The sequence below is a fragment of the Staphylococcus sp. AC872 genome, assembly GCF_979255425.1.
Genome location: NZ_CEEDKW010000002.1, coordinates 1 through 13,588, shown reverse-complemented (window position 1 = coordinate 13,588; position 13,588 = coordinate 1). Strand labels below are relative to the sequence as shown.

The 13,588-nt window shown below is 32.2% G+C and carries 14 protein-coding genes and 1 pseudogene; 5 read left to right on the top strand and 10 right to left on the bottom strand.

Translation table 11 applies throughout. From position 1 onward, the window contains the following. Positions 1-14 precede the first annotated feature (14 nt). Genes ACZ267_RS03090 through ACZ267_RS03080 form a run of 3 tightly spaced genes read right to left on the bottom strand, consistent with a single transcriptional unit; the run spans position 15 to position 2,014 of the window. On the bottom strand, positions 15-755 hold the full coding sequence (locus ACZ267_RS03090) for a pseudouridine synthase (protein ID WP_002465723.1): 741 nt from the start codon (positions 753-755) through the stop codon (positions 15-17). Further along, a complete protein-coding gene (gene scpB / locus ACZ267_RS03085; protein ID WP_002465782.1) occupies positions 748-1,290 on the bottom strand; it encodes an SMC-Scp complex subunit ScpB in 543 nt (180 codons plus the stop codon). The genes ACZ267_RS03090 and scpB overlap by 8 nt, the downstream gene beginning before the upstream one ends. Beyond that, positions 1,283-2,014, bottom strand: a complete 732-nt coding sequence (locus ACZ267_RS03080; RefSeq protein ID WP_002465785.1) for a segregation and condensation protein A — start codon at positions 2,012-2,014, stop codon at positions 1,283-1,285. The genes scpB and ACZ267_RS03080 overlap by 8 nt, the downstream gene beginning before the upstream one ends. Before the next feature lie 92 nt (positions 2,015-2,106). On the opposite strand from ACZ267_RS03080, the gene ACZ267_RS03075 reads away from it, so the two are divergent. Continuing rightward, positions 2,107-2,643, top strand: a complete 537-nt coding sequence (locus tag ACZ267_RS03075) for a DUF309 domain-containing protein (protein WP_002465789.1) — start codon at positions 2,107-2,109, stop codon at positions 2,641-2,643. A gap of 40 nt (positions 2,644-2,683) precedes the next feature. On the opposite strand, the gene xerD is transcribed toward ACZ267_RS03075, so the two are convergent. From xerD to ACZ267_RS03060, 3 genes are all read right to left on the bottom strand, one after another. Then, positions 2,684-3,571 carry a site-specific tyrosine recombinase XerD gene (gene xerD / locus ACZ267_RS03070; RefSeq protein WP_002465792.1) on the bottom strand — a complete coding sequence of 296 codons (888 nt, stop codon included), beginning with the start codon at positions 3,569-3,571 and terminating at the stop codon, positions 2,684-2,686. 100 nt (positions 3,572-3,671) lie between these two features. After that, on the bottom strand, positions 3,672-4,130 hold the full coding sequence (gene fur, locus ACZ267_RS03065; RefSeq protein WP_002465733.1) for a ferric iron uptake transcriptional regulator: 459 nt from the start codon (positions 4,128-4,130) through the stop codon (positions 3,672-3,674). A gap of 104 nt (positions 4,131-4,234) precedes the next feature. Next, positions 4,235-4,777 carry an NUDIX domain-containing protein gene (locus ACZ267_RS03060; RefSeq protein WP_002465769.1) on the bottom strand — a complete coding sequence of 181 codons (543 nt, stop codon included), beginning with the start codon at positions 4,775-4,777 and terminating at the stop codon, positions 4,235-4,237. Between the two features lie 82 nt (positions 4,778-4,859). On the opposite strand from ACZ267_RS03060, the gene ACZ267_RS03055 reads away from it, so the two are divergent. After that, a complete protein-coding gene (locus ACZ267_RS03055) occupies positions 4,860-5,768 on the top strand; it encodes an aldo/keto reductase (RefSeq protein WP_002465738.1) in 909 nt (302 codons plus the stop codon). A gap of 92 nt (positions 5,769-5,860) precedes the next feature. Here ACZ267_RS03055 and ACZ267_RS03050 read toward each other — a convergent pair whose 3' ends face one another. Then, positions 5,861-6,622, bottom strand: coding sequence for an SDR family NAD(P)-dependent oxidoreductase (locus tag ACZ267_RS03050; protein WP_019235920.1), 762 nt, complete (start codon positions 6,620-6,622; stop codon positions 5,861-5,863). 158 nt (positions 6,623-6,780) lie between these two features. Between ACZ267_RS03050 and proC the strand changes: the two genes are divergently transcribed. Beyond that, entirely contained in the window at positions 6,781-7,593 is an 813-nt protein-coding gene (proC, locus tag ACZ267_RS03045) for a pyrroline-5-carboxylate reductase (protein ID WP_079449013.1), read from the top strand. Positions 7,594-7,635: 42 nt separating this feature from the next. Here proC and rnz read toward each other — a convergent pair whose 3' ends face one another. Then, positions 7,636-8,556 (bottom strand): ribonuclease Z, encoded by a 921-nt coding sequence (gene rnz / locus ACZ267_RS03040; protein WP_002465732.1) that lies wholly within the window; start codon positions 8,554-8,556, stop codon positions 7,636-7,638. A gap of 319 nt (positions 8,557-8,875) precedes the next feature. On the opposite strand from rnz, the gene zwf reads away from it, so the two are divergent. Next, on the top strand, positions 8,876-10,360 hold the full coding sequence (zwf, locus tag ACZ267_RS03035; RefSeq protein ID WP_002465779.1) for a glucose-6-phosphate dehydrogenase: 1,485 nt from the start codon (positions 8,876-8,878) through the stop codon (positions 10,358-10,360). 230 nt (positions 10,361-10,590) lie between these two features. Next, a complete protein-coding gene (locus tag ACZ267_RS03030) occupies positions 10,591-11,457 on the top strand; it encodes an AraC family transcriptional regulator (RefSeq protein ID WP_079449014.1) in 867 nt (288 codons plus the stop codon). A 67-nt stretch (positions 11,458-11,524) separates the two neighbouring features. On the opposite strand, the gene ACZ267_RS03025 is transcribed toward ACZ267_RS03030, so the two are convergent. Together ACZ267_RS03025 and ACZ267_RS03020 are read right to left on the bottom strand one after the other, a co-directional pair. After that, positions 11,525-13,171 carry a glycoside hydrolase family 13 protein gene (locus ACZ267_RS03025; RefSeq protein ID WP_015364983.1) on the bottom strand — a complete coding sequence of 549 codons (1,647 nt, stop codon included), beginning with the start codon at positions 13,169-13,171 and terminating at the stop codon, positions 11,525-11,527. A 171-nt stretch (positions 13,172-13,342) separates the two neighbouring features. Then, positions 13,343-13,588: pseudogene (locus ACZ267_RS03020) on the bottom strand (NADP-dependent phosphogluconate dehydrogenase); the annotation flags it as partial.

The window sequence follows — 13,588 nt, the reverse complement described above, 5'->3', positions numbered from 1 at the left end:
ATCATTGGTATAGTTTAATCATTCCCATTTTCAGCTAAATGGCGGATTGTTTTAACTTCATGAGGTGTGAGTACTCGACCTTCACCTGCGTTTAAACCTTTTATGTCAAGCGGGCCAAATTGGATACGCGTTAATTTGCTTACTTGGTGTCCAAAATGTTCGAACATACGACGCACTTGTCTGTTTCTACCTTCACTAATCGTGATTTCAACAAGAGTAGTATTTTTATCTTTGTCTTGGTTTTTCACTTTAACTTGAGCAGGTTGTGTGAAACCATCTTCAAGTTCGATACCCTTTTCTAAAGCTTTCACTTCTTCTCTCATTAGATACCCTTTAAGCTTAGCGACATATTTCTTTTTAATATGATATCGAGGGTGTGTCATTAAATTCGTGAACTCTCCATCGTTCGTTAACAATAATAATCCCGATGTATCATAATCTAATCGACCTACTGGATATATACGTGTTTCTATATCTTTGAAGTAATCAGTCACGACTTTACGGCCACGATCATCCGATACACTTGTAATTACTTGTGCAGGTTTATTAAATAAAATATAAATTTTATCTTCTTGCTCTAATTTGATACCTTCAACTTCAACAGTATCTGAATTTGAAACTTTTGTACCCAGTTCAGTGACGACTTGTCCATTAACTTTTACTTTGCCATCAGTAATTAAAGTTTCAGCTTTACGACGTGATGTATAACCACTGCTTGCAATTCTTTTTTGTAATCTTTCTAATTCTTTACTCATTTGTATCTCCCTTTTGATTTACCAAGTTACTAAAGAACGCGTCCATTTCTTCTTCATCTTCTTGAGTGGTTGGTAAATCTTCTAATTTTTCTATACCAAATACATTTAAAAATAGGTCTGTCGTGATTAATTGTTGACTCCGTGAATTCTGGACTTCTTTTGCTTCTACTAAACCTCTTGCAATGAGTGTTTTAACTGCACCATCAGAATTAATACCCCTAATAAGTTCGATATCACTTCGAGTTAATGGTTGATTATACGCAATAATCGATAATGTTTCCATTGCGGCTTGTGATAATTTCATTTTAGATTTTTGTTCAATTAAGGCTTCGATGTATTGTGCAGCGTCTTTTTTAGTTGTCATAACACATGTTGTTCCAAATTGTTGAATCATGAGACCGTTCGATTCGTACGTGTCGATTAGGTCAGTTAATTCAGCTTCATTGACCTCTAGAATTTCAAGCAATTGTTTGACTTCAAGGCCTTCATCTCCTGATGTGTATAGCAGTGCTTCTAATATACCGTGCTTATTCAACGCCGTAATTCACTCCTCTTAATATATTAATGTCATCAAAGTTTTGATGTTGTTCAATATTAATAATCCCTGACTTTGACATTTCTAATATGGCTAAAAAGTGTGTTACCACTTGTTCTATAGGTTCTGTAAATGTAAACAGACTAAAGAAATTGAAGGATGACTTTGTTTTTAATCTGTCCGTGACTTGTGCCGTTGCTTGTTGAATGGTAAATGTTTCTTTCTTAATTTCTACGGAATGAGGTTTGTTGATTTCTACTCGGTTTCTAACACGTTGATAAGCAACAATTAATTCGGTTAAATCAATGGTATTCGATGGGTCCCAAGATTCATCAGTCTCCATATGTGATAAATCAGTTGGATGCTTAGTATAATAGTGATCACGTTCAGCTTTCATTTCATTTAAGATTTCTGTGTACTCTTTGTAATTTTGATATTCTATTAATCTACCAACTAAATCTTCACGTGGATCTTCTTCTAGGTCGAGATTATCTTCTGATTGTGGTAACAATAGTTTACTTTTAATCATCAGCAATTCTGAAGCCATGACTAAGTATTCACTTGCAACGTTGATTTCTAATTGGTTCATTGCATGAACATATTGCATATACTGTTCAGTTAATGACTTCATAGGAATATCATAAATGTCTATTTCAAATTTTTGAATTAAATGTAATAACAAATCGAGTGGACCGTTAAATGCATCCAGTTTTACTTCATACATAGTATCTACCTCATGTTGCAACTTATGTGCATATTTCACTAAAATATTATAGCATGAATTTATATAACTTTTAAAATTAAGGTGAAATTCAGATGGAACAAGCATTAATTCAATTTTATTATCACTTTCATACAAGTCAGCACTATTTTTTATGTCATGACATACTTGAAGAGGCTTGGAAAGAAAATAACCATTTTAGCAAACAAGATGCTGTCGTGAGTTTGATTTTATGTGCTACGGCTTGCTATCACTTTCGACGATGTAATTTAAAAGGTGCTGCTAAGTCTTTTGACAAAGCAAAACAAGTCATTAAAAACGCTAATAAAGAAGATCAAATGCAATTACATTTGAATATTCAACGGTATATCACGTTACTTGACCAACAAATGACACGCGTAGCACAACGACAACCATTTGAACCTATTCAATTGCCTATTAATGTTGACATGTTGAATCGAATTCAATTACATTATTCAGATTATCATTTTGTTTCATCACCTATTTTAAATGATGAGATTGTTCATCACCATTTATTAAGAGATCGAAGTGATGTTATTTTAGCACGACAACTCGCATTAAAGGATAAACAGTATCAAAGACTTCAAATAGATAATAATAAAAACCAATGATACGCTTCTATATCTTAGGTATCATTGGTTTTAACGTTTATTAAGCTCTAGGATGGTATTGATTATACATTTTTCTAATTTGTGATTTTGAAACGTGTGTATATAATTGTGTAGTTGAAATATCAGAGTGTCCTAACATTTCTTGTACTGCACGTAAATCGGCACCATTTTCAAGTAAATGTGTTGCAAATGAGTGTCTTAATGTATGTGGCGTGAGTGTTTTATTAATATTAGCTTTTAGACCATTTTGTTTAATCATCTTCCATATACCTTGTCTAGATAAAGGTTTACCATGCATATTTAAAAATAAGACGTTGGTCACAGTTTGCTTAAGTAATTGTGGCCTTACGGTTTCGATATAGGTAGTTAAATAGTCTATAACCGTATCTCCTAATGGCACAATACGTTCTTTGTCTCCTTTACCAAATACGCGAACAAATCCCATCATCAAATTGACGTCTTCAACTTCAATTTGTATCACTTCAGATACACGCATACCTGTAGCATATAATAACTCAAGCATTGTGCGGTCTCGATATCCATTGTTTTTATTTAAATCTGGTGCATTGAGTAATTCAATGACTTCATCTACTTCTAAAACATCAGGGAGTTTCTTTTCATATTTTGGTGTTTCTATTAATACTGTTGGATCTTTAGCTGCATATTTTTCGCGTAACGCAAATTGATGAAAGCTACGTATTGTTGAAATAAATCTAGCGATAGATTTAGATGATTGACCTTGATCGATTAAATAACCTAAACATTCTTGAATTGTTTGACGATCTACAAAATCGATATTTGAAATCTTTTGTAATGTTAAGTATTCTTTATATTTATTCAAATCTCGACGATAAGCACCAATTGTATTGACACTTAATCCTTTCTCAATTTGAATAAATTTTAAATATTCTTCTATAATTGTTTCCATCATAAAGCACCTCTTTTGAAGCGGTGACTTCTTAATATCATATATGTGTGGAGAATCTAAAATACTCAAACATTTGTACATTTATTCAGATAAAGTAATTTTATTTATTCTCTTCACTTTTTTTAGCTTGGCAATTTGAACATACACCATGGAATGTTAATCGGTGGTCTAAAATTTTAAAATTAAATTCTTTTTCAACACGATTTTCAACTTCTGGTAATAAGTCTTCTTCGATTTCTTCGACTTTACCGCATTCCATACATACTAAATGGTGATGGAAATGTTTAGCTCCTTCTTTTCTTAAGTCAAAACGAGCAACACCATCACCAAAATTAATTTTATCTAATACTTTTAATTCTGCTAATAATTCTAAGGTACGATAAACGGTAGCTAATCCGATCTCTGGTGATTTGTCTTTAACTTTTAAATATACATCTTCTGCACTTAAATGGTCTTTTTCGTTTTCTATTAGAACTCTTACAGTAGCCTCACGTTGTGGAGTTAACTTATATGAAGACTGTTGTAATTGTTGCTTCACGCGATTTAATCGTTCTTCCACGGAAGCCTCACTCCTCTACTAAGAATTATAATCATTTTAATCTAAAGCATGATTCAATATATAAATTACCAGTATTCTCAATGAAACGCAAGGATATTCGTTCATTATTTAGAATGATTATAATTTAATAATAGATGTTGAAGTGCAATGATTGTCTTTGCGTCTTCAATTTCTGCATTTTGAAGCGCTTCTTTTACTTCTTCAATTGAGAATTTATGAACTTCCACAAATTCATCGTCATCAAGGTTCATTTCCCCTACTTCTAATTGGTCAGCAAAATAAATGGTAAGCTTCTCATTTGAAAAGCCTGGAGAACCATACATATGTGTAACAAATTGCAAGTTTTTCGCAATATATCCAGTTTCTTCTTCTAATTCACGTTTAGCTGCTTCCTCTCGTTCCTCATTTTTCTCTAATTTACCAGCAGGAATTTCTAATAATGGTTTTTCGGCTGGTTTTCTAAATTGCTTTACTAGTAGTACTTCATTTTCAGGTGTTATGGCACATACTGCCACTGCGCCATTGTGATAAATGAGTTCACGTTTAGATGTACGTCCGTCAGGTAGTTCTACATCATGGATTTCTAAATCGACTATTTTCCCATTATAAATCACTGTTCTATCTATCGTTTTTTCGTTAAATTCCATTTATAATCACGTTCCTTTTAAATGTTTTAATAAATTGATAAACTGAATGCGTTAGTTAAAGTGTATCGAAAGGAGAAAATACATGCAAAAGAATATCTTGAAAAGTGGTATAGAAATTTCAGAATTAGGATTAGGTTGTATGAGTTTAGGTACAGATTATAAAACTGCACAACCGATAATTGAAAGTGCAATTGAAAATGGTATTACTTATTTTGATACGGCTGATATGTATGACCAAGGTATTAATGAAGAAATCGTTGGTAAAGCATTAAAAAGATATCAAAATCGTGATGATATAGTTATTGGCACTAAAGTTGGTAACCGATTAACTGAAGATGGCAGTATCACATGGGATCCTTCAAAAAAACATATTAAAGAAGGTGTGAAAGGCTCATTACAACGTTTAGGTTTAGATCATATTGATTTATATCAATTACATGGTGGTACTATTGATGATCCATTAGATGAAACAATAAGTGCGTTTGATGAGTTAAAACAAGAAGGTATCATTCGCGCATATGGTATTTCATCTATTCGTCCAAATGTGATTGATTATTATTTAAAACATAGTCAAATTGAAACATTAATGTCTCAATTTAACCTCATTGATAATCGACCTGAAAGCTTATTAGATGACATACATGAAAAGCAAATTAAAGTATTAGCACGTGGACCTGTATTTAAAGGTTTATTAACGTCAAATAGTAACGAAGCATTAGATAAAAAATTCGCTGATGGTATATTCGACTATACACAAGATGAATTAGGTGAAACGATTGCTTCTGTTAAAGAAATTGAAAGTAATCTAACTGCGCTATCATTTAATTATCTCACTTCACATGATGCTTTAGGCTCTATCATCGTAGGTGCAAGTAGCGTAGAACAACTAGAAGAAAATGTTGAAAATTATTATAAAGATGTAAGTTTAGATCAAATTAAAGCGTCTAGAGAACGCGTCAAAGATTTACAGTATACACAACATTTAAAATAATAATAGATATAGGAAAAGCCATTAAATGACGATAATTCATTTAGTGGCTTTTGTAATATAATTTGTTTTCTGATTCTATCAAACACTTATAATTAATGATTACTTTTGTTATTAAACAAATGAGAAAAATGTTTTTCCAAAAATCTTGGTGCTAATTGATATAATTTTAACATTTGATGCATCCATGTAGGTGCATTGATTTCTTGCTTTTCTTTAATAATACCTTCCACGATATGTTGAGCAAGTTGGTTGGAATGAATCATTATTGAACGATATTGGTTGAAATACGATAAGGATGGGTCTGCTTTTTGATGAAATGGAGTGTCAATCGGTCCCGTATTTACTGACATGACGTGTAATTTTGGTTCTTCTAATCTCAGTGCATTTAGAACTTGATTAAAAGCAGCTTTAGACGCACCATAGTGCGCAGCGTGCGATTGTGTGACAAATGCAGCTTGACTAGATATACCAATTACATGCGCATGATCTACTAAATATGGCTTTATCGTATTGTATAGTAAATTAAAACTAATTAAGTTAACATCGTATGTTTCAATCATCTCTTCTGTTGTATGCATAGCAATAGATTTAAAATAACCTAATCCTGAACTATATATCAATCCGTGTATAGGTGTTTTAATTTGAGATGTAATATGAATAATGTCTTGCCTATTTTGCAAATCGCATTCTATAACATCGACAAATGAGGATTGACTACCGAAATTAATTTGTCGAAACTTCTTAATGTTACGTGCAAGAATGGTTACATGAGTTCCTCTTTTAATAAGTTCATGTACAATATCTAATCCCAAGCCACTTGTACCACCTGTAACAATATAATGTTGGCCTATCATGGTATTCACTCTCTTTCTTATATAGAGATATCTCATTTCATATAAAAATGTCGATAAATTGTATACTTAATATTGAATATTTCTAATATATGTTACTATGTAGTTATATTTATAAGGTATCATTATTTTATAACTAAAATGAAGGTGATGTGAAGTATATGAAACTTGTATTTTATGGTGCAGGCAATATGGCACAAGCAATCTTTACAGGCATTATTAATTCTAATAATTTAGATCCTAATGATATTTATTTAACAAACAAATCGAATGAAGCGGCACTTAAAGATTTTGCCGAAAAATTAGGTGTGAATTATAGCTATGATGATGAAGCATTACTTAAGGATGCTGATTACCTATTCTTAGGCACGAAACCACATGATTTCGAAGCTTTAGCTGATAGAATTAAAGATTCAATCACTGATAGTAATCGTTTTATTTCAATTATGGCTGGTTTATCCATTGATTATATAAGAGAGCAATTAAATACTAATAATCCATTAGCTCGTATTATGCCTAATACTAATGCACAAGTAGGTCATTCTGTAACAGGTATTAGTTTCTCAAATAATTTTGGTCCTAAAGCTAAAGATGAAGTGAATGAATTGATTAATGCATTTGGTTCAGTCATTGAGGTATCAGAAGATCACTTACATCAAGTAACGGCTATTACAGGAAGCGGGCCTGCATTTTTATACCATGTATTTGAACAATATGTTAAAGCTGGTACGCAACTCGGTTTAGAAAAAGATCAAGTTGAAGAATCTATTCGTAATTTAATAATTGGAACGAGTAAGATGATTGAACGATCTGATTTAAGCATGGAACAACTAAGAAAAAATATTACATCTAAAGGCGGTACAACACAAGCTGGTTTAGATGCCCTATCTCAATATGATTTGGTTGCTGTATTTGAAGATTGTTTAAGTGCAGCAGTTAATCGAAGTGTTGAATTATCCAATACAGATGATTAAATAGTAAAACATCGCCACTGACCATAAATCAGTGGCGATGTTTTAAATTTTAAAAGAGTCAAAATCAGTAACGAAAGTAAAATCTGGTGTATCTGCTAATGCATTGAGTTCCTGATCAATATTTTCGATTTCTTCTTTAGTATAGCGATTACTCATATGTGTGATTAAGCTTTGTTTGACATTTGCTTGACGAATTAAATTGAAAACATCATCGATATGACTATGGTGATAACTATTGGCTAGCGTTTTTTCACCTTCAATATACGTGGCTTCATGTACCATAATATCAGCTTCATTCGCTATAATGTGTTCATTAGGACATGGCTTTGTGTCACCAAATATAGCGACAACAGGTCCGGACTTTGCCTCTCCTTTGAATTCATCAGATTGATAAACTTTCCCATTAAATTCAAAGGTATTATTTGTTTTTACTTCTTGATATTTAGGTCCAGGTTCCAGTCCGATTGCTTTTAGTGCATCCACATCAATAGTACCTGGTGTTGTAGGCGTTTCTATACGATAACCAAAAGATTTAATACCATGATTTAACATTTCAGCCTGTACTATAAATCCATTATGATGATAATTTAAGGATTCGTCTATCTCTATGTATGTAATTGGATAATTGAGATGTGATTCGGATAAAGTTAATGTTGTTTCAATATATTTTTGAATACCTTTAGGTCCGACGAGTGTGAGAGGTTTATTTTCTCCACCTTGAAAGGATCTACTTGTTAGTAATCCTGGAAGTCCAAAAATATGATCACCATGCATATGTGTAATAAAGATATGATCGATTTTTCCTAATTTAATCGAATGATGAAGAATTTGATGTTGTGTGCCTTCACCTACATCAAAAAGCCATATTGAATTAGAATAAGGTTCAAGATTTAATGCAATTGCTTGTGTGTTTCTCTCTTTGGTTGGTAGTCCAGCGCTAGTACCGAAAAATGTGACTTCCATGCTCACACCTCCTTCTCTTCGATTTATTTTATCATATATAATGACAATTTTTATAATAAGAAATAAAATGTATATATAACAAGAATGATTATAAGTATAAATACTAATGCTTATTAGTCATTCCTGATGTAAATTCACTATTTAGTAGCGCTATACGTAAGTCGAATAATTTGGTAATTATTGTCAATATCGATTATCATTTAAATAAATCATAGTTACGTTTTATGACTTTTTTACAAAGCATATTATATGACCATAAGTTTTCTTTATCATATAATATAACAATCATATATCTTTTTATAGAATTGAGGTTTTAATCTTGAGTACAAAACAAAAACATATACCTTGTTTAATTACAATTTTCGGAGCAACTGGTGATTTGAGTCATCGTAAATTGTTCCCTTCCATTTTTCACCTTTTTCAACAAGATAACTTAGATGAACACATAGCTATTATTGGAATTGGTCGCCGCGATATTAGTAACGATACGTTCCGTGAGCAAGTTAAAGCGTCAATCCAATCACATGTTAAGGAAACACATAAAATTGATGAATTCATGGAACATGTGTTTTATCACAAGCATGATGTAAGTGATGAAGAAAGTTATCAATCATTATTAGAGTTTAGTAATCAGTTAGATACTCAATTCGGTTTAAAAGGTAATCGTCTGTTCTATCTTGCTATGGCTCCACAATTCTTTGGTGTTATCTCAGATTATTTAAAATCATCTGGATTAACCAATACTTCAGGCTTTAAACGTCTTGTTATAGAGAAGCCATTTGGAAGTGACTTGAAATCAGCTGAATCATTAAACAACCAAATAAGACGTTCATTTAAAGAAGAAGAAATTTATCGTATCGATCACTATTTAGGTAAAGATATGGTTCAAAATATTGAAGTTTTACGTTTTGCTAATGCTATGTTCGAACCACTATGGAATAATAAATATATTTCTAATATCCAAGTAACATCTTCTGAAATTTTAGGTGTGGAAGATCGTGGTGGTTATTACGAATCTAGTGGTGCCTTAAAAGACATGGTTCAAAACCATATGTTACAAATGGTTGCCTTATTAGCAATGGAAGCCCCTATCAGTTTAAATAGTGAAGATATTAGAGCTGAAAAAGTAAAAGTATTAAAATCTTTACGTCAATTACGTCCACAAGATGTGAGAAAGAACTTTGTGCGTGGACAATATGACCGAGGTGTCATTGAAGGTCAAGAAGTAAAATCATATCGTGAAGAAGATCGAGTTGCTGAAGATTCTATCACTCCAACGTTTGTGTCTGGTAAATTAACTATTGATAATTTTAGATGGGCAGGCGTACCATTCTATATTCGAACAGGTAAACGAATGAAATCTAAAACAATTCAAGTAGTAGTTGAATTTAAAGAAGTACCTATGAACTTATACTATCAAACAGATAAATTATTGGATTCTAATTTATTAGTCATTAATATTCAACCAAATGAAGGTGTATCACTTCATTTAAATGCTAAGAAAAATATTCAAGGCATTGATACTGAACCAGTACAATTATCTTATGCGATGGGTGCACAAGATAAAATGAATACTGTCGATGCATATGAAAATCTATTATTTGATTGTCTTAAAGGTGACGCAACAAACTTTACACACTGGGAAGAATTAAAATCAACTTGGAAATTTGTTGATGCGATTCAAGAACAATGGAATATGGTAGAACCAGATTTCCCTAACTATACTTCTGGTACAAACGGCCCGTTAGAAAGTGACCTTTTATTAAGTAGAGATGGTAATCACTGGTGGGACGATATTCAATAAGAAGATGTAATAAAATGTATGATTAAATCAATCAAATAGTGAATGATTATATGGTATGTGAAATGATAGTTATATTAGCACTCATCACTGTGTTCATTATAATAGCATTGAGTACCTGTAGTCGTTCACTTTTTTTATTAAATTCATTTATTGCTATGCTTTCAGGTGTATATTAAGACAAAATAATGTAGAATAAAAGTTAATGATTGAAAATAATTGGAGTGAATATTTTGGACGTTATCAAGCAAATACAACAGGCAATTGTTTATATTGAAGACCGTCTTCTTGAGCCGTTTAATTTGCAAGAATTAAGTGATTACGTTGGTCTCTCTCCCTTTCACCTTGAACAATCATTTAAAATGATTGTAGGTCTATCACCAGAGACGTACGCAAGAGCTAGAAAGCTAACACTAGCTGCTATCGACGTCAAACATAGTGCGAGTCGTTTGGTAGACGTAGCTAAAAAGTATAGATATGCAAATTCAAATGATTTTGCAAATGATTTTAGTGATTTTCACGGCGTTTCACCAATACAAGCGTCAACTAAAAAAGATGAACTTAAAATGCAAGAGCGCATATACATTAAATTGACAACAACAGAGAGAGCACCTTATCCTTATCGACTAGAAGAAACAGATGATATTTCTTTAGTTGGGTATGCACGCTATATCGATGCAAAGAATTTGTCAAACCCTTTTAATGTTCCTGACTTTTTAGAAGATTTGCTATTAGATGGTCATTTAAAAGAGTTACGACGTTATAATGATATAAGTCCATTCGAATTATTTGTTATAAGTTGTCCTTTAGATTCTGGGTTAGAAATTTTCGTAGGTGTACCGAGTGAGCGTTATCCAGCTCATTTAGAAAGTAGATTTCTACCTGGCAGACACTATGCTAAGTTTAATTTACAAGGGGAAATTGATTATACGGTAAATGAGGCTTGGTATTATATCGAAACAAGTCTACAGTTGACGTTACCATATGAAAGAAATAGTTTATACGTAGAAGTGTATCCTTTAGAGATTTCATTTGATGATCCTTTTACTAAAATTCAATTATGGTTACCTGTTGAGCAAGAACATTATAATAATGAATAATAGACATAAAAAATCATGTCTACAGAATGACATTGCGTCATATTTGTAGACATGATTTTTAGTTGTATTAAAGTTTTAATACAAAGGCTTCATAAGGCTCAATTTGATTTAGATTAATATCTTTATCATAATTGTGAAGTAATGTTTCTGTATGTTTTACATCGATATCAATATTTAATTGACTCACTTTATCAGTTAAATTACCCACGATGAGTACCTTATCATTGTTAAGTGTTCTTGAATAAGCAAATATATTTGGATTATCAGCATCCACTAAATCAAATTGACCGTAAGTGTAAATATCAGCCGATTTTTTCAATTGAATGAGTGATTTGTAAAAATTTAATACAGAATGCTCATCTTCTTGTTGATCAGCTACGTTAATTTCTTTATAGTTAGGATTTACTGGGAACCATGGCTTTCCACCTGTAAAGCCTGCGTTTTCCTCATTATTCCACTGCATTGGCGTACGAGAATTGTCTCTATTTTCCATTTTATATTTATCCAATAATTGATTAACGTCGCCACCTTGTTCTTTAACGATTTGATATTCATTTTTAACTGCTACATCGTTAAATGTTTCTATACTATCAAATGGATAATTAGTCATTCCTATTTCCTGTCCTTGATAAATAAATGGTGTACCTTGTTGAAGGAAATACACAACTGCATGACTTGTAGCTGATTCATACCAGTAATCGGTATCATTTCCCCATGTTGATACACGCCTTGGTTGGTCATGATTTTCAATAAATAGTGCGTTCCAGCCAACGCCTTCTAAGCGTTTTTGCCAACGGTTTAGTACATTTTTATATGCACTGACATCAAATTGAGAATCTCCCGTACTCCACAGTCCTAAATGTTCGAATTGGAAAATCATATTAAATTTACCATTTTTCTCTCCGACCCATTCATCAGCATCGTCTGGTGTTACGCCATTTGCTTCACCCACAGTCATAATGTCGTAGTTAGATAATGATTGATCTTTCATTTCTTGTAACCAATCTTGGATACCAGGTTGATTCATATCGACGTCAAATGCCGGTGCATATGTTTTCCCATTTGGTACGGGTAAATCACCTGCTTCAAATGTTTTCTTAATATGCGTAATAGCATCAACTCTGAATCCATCTATCCCTTTATCAAACCACCAATTCATCATGTCGAATACTGCTTTTCTTACCTCTTTATTATTCCAATTTAAATCTGGTTGTTTTTTACTAAACAAATGGAAATAATATTGATCCGTATTGGCATCATATTCCCATGTTGAACCATTAAAAATACTTTCCCAGTTATTAGGTTCCGAACCATCAGGTTTTGGATCTTTCCAAATGTACCAGTTACGTTTAGGATTATCTTTACTTGATTTTGATTCAATAAACCAAGGATGTTCATCAGATGTATGATTTACAACTAAATCTAGTATTAATTTCATTCCTCGTTGATGTACACCCTCTAATAATCGATCGAAGTCATCCATTGTACCAAATTCATCCATAATTGCCTGATAATCACTAATATCATAGCCATTGTCATCATTAGGCGATTTGTACATTGGGCTTAACCAGATTACATCTATACCTAAATCTTTTAAGTAATCTAACTTGTCTATAACACCAGGTAAATCCCCTATACCATCGTCATTGCTATCATTAAAACTTCTTGGGTAAACTTGATATGCAACTGCTTCTTTCCACCAATTTTTAGTCATCATATGTACACCTCTAATATATTGTTTATAAATGAAACCGGTTTCTTTATTAATTATTTTATCGATAATATAAGCGATGGTCAAAATTTTTGATGTAAAACTTAGGTAAATTAACTTAAAAAAACGCCTTACACTTTCGTGTAAGACGTTATAAATCAAAACATTGTATGATTAATCTTCAACCCATTGTGTGTGGAATACACCTTCACGGTCTTTTCGTTCATAAGTATGTGCACCAAAATAGTCACGTTGTGCTTGGATAAGATTAGCAGGTAAATCTTCAGAACGATAACTATCATAGTAGTTCACACTTGCAGAGAATCCTGGTGTTGGTACACCATTTTTAACGCCTGTTGCTACGACGTCTCTTAATGCATCTTGGTAATCTGTAACAATATTTTTGAAGTATGGATCTAA

Excerpts from the sequence above, each read along its gene's own strand:
- ACZ267_RS03090 (WP_002465723.1), bottom strand. The coding sequence starts at position 755 with ATGAGTAAAGAATTAGAAAGATTACAAAAAAGAATTGCAAGCAGTGGT.
- ACZ267_RS03080 (WP_002465785.1), bottom strand. The coding sequence starts at position 2,014 with ATGTATGAAGTAAAACTGGATGCATTTAACGGTCCACTCGATTTGTTA.
- ACZ267_RS03075 (WP_002465789.1), top strand. The coding sequence starts at position 2,107 with ATGGAACAAGCATTAATTCAATTTTATTATCACTTTCATACAAGTCAG.
- xerD (WP_002465792.1), bottom strand. The coding sequence starts at position 3,571 with ATGGAAACAATTATAGAAGAATATTTAAAATTTATTCAAATTGAGAAA.
- ACZ267_RS03060 (WP_002465769.1), bottom strand. The coding sequence starts at position 4,777 with ATGGAATTTAACGAAAAAACGATAGATAGAACAGTGATTTATAATGGG.
- ACZ267_RS03055 (WP_002465738.1), top strand. The coding sequence starts at position 4,860 with ATGCAAAAGAATATCTTGAAAAGTGGTATAGAAATTTCAGAATTAGGA.
- ACZ267_RS03050 (WP_019235920.1), bottom strand. The coding sequence starts at position 6,622 with ATGATAGGCCAACATTATATTGTTACAGGTGGTACAAGTGGCTTGGGA.
- proC (WP_079449013.1), top strand. The coding sequence starts at position 6,781 with ATGAAACTTGTATTTTATGGTGCAGGCAATATGGCACAAGCAATCTTT.
- rnz (WP_002465732.1), bottom strand. The coding sequence starts at position 8,556 with ATGGAAGTCACATTTTTCGGTACTAGCGCTGGACTACCAACCAAAGAG.
- ACZ267_RS03025 (WP_015364983.1), bottom strand. The coding sequence starts at position 13,171 with ATGACTAAAAATTGGTGGAAAGAAGCAGTTGCATATCAAGTTTACCCA.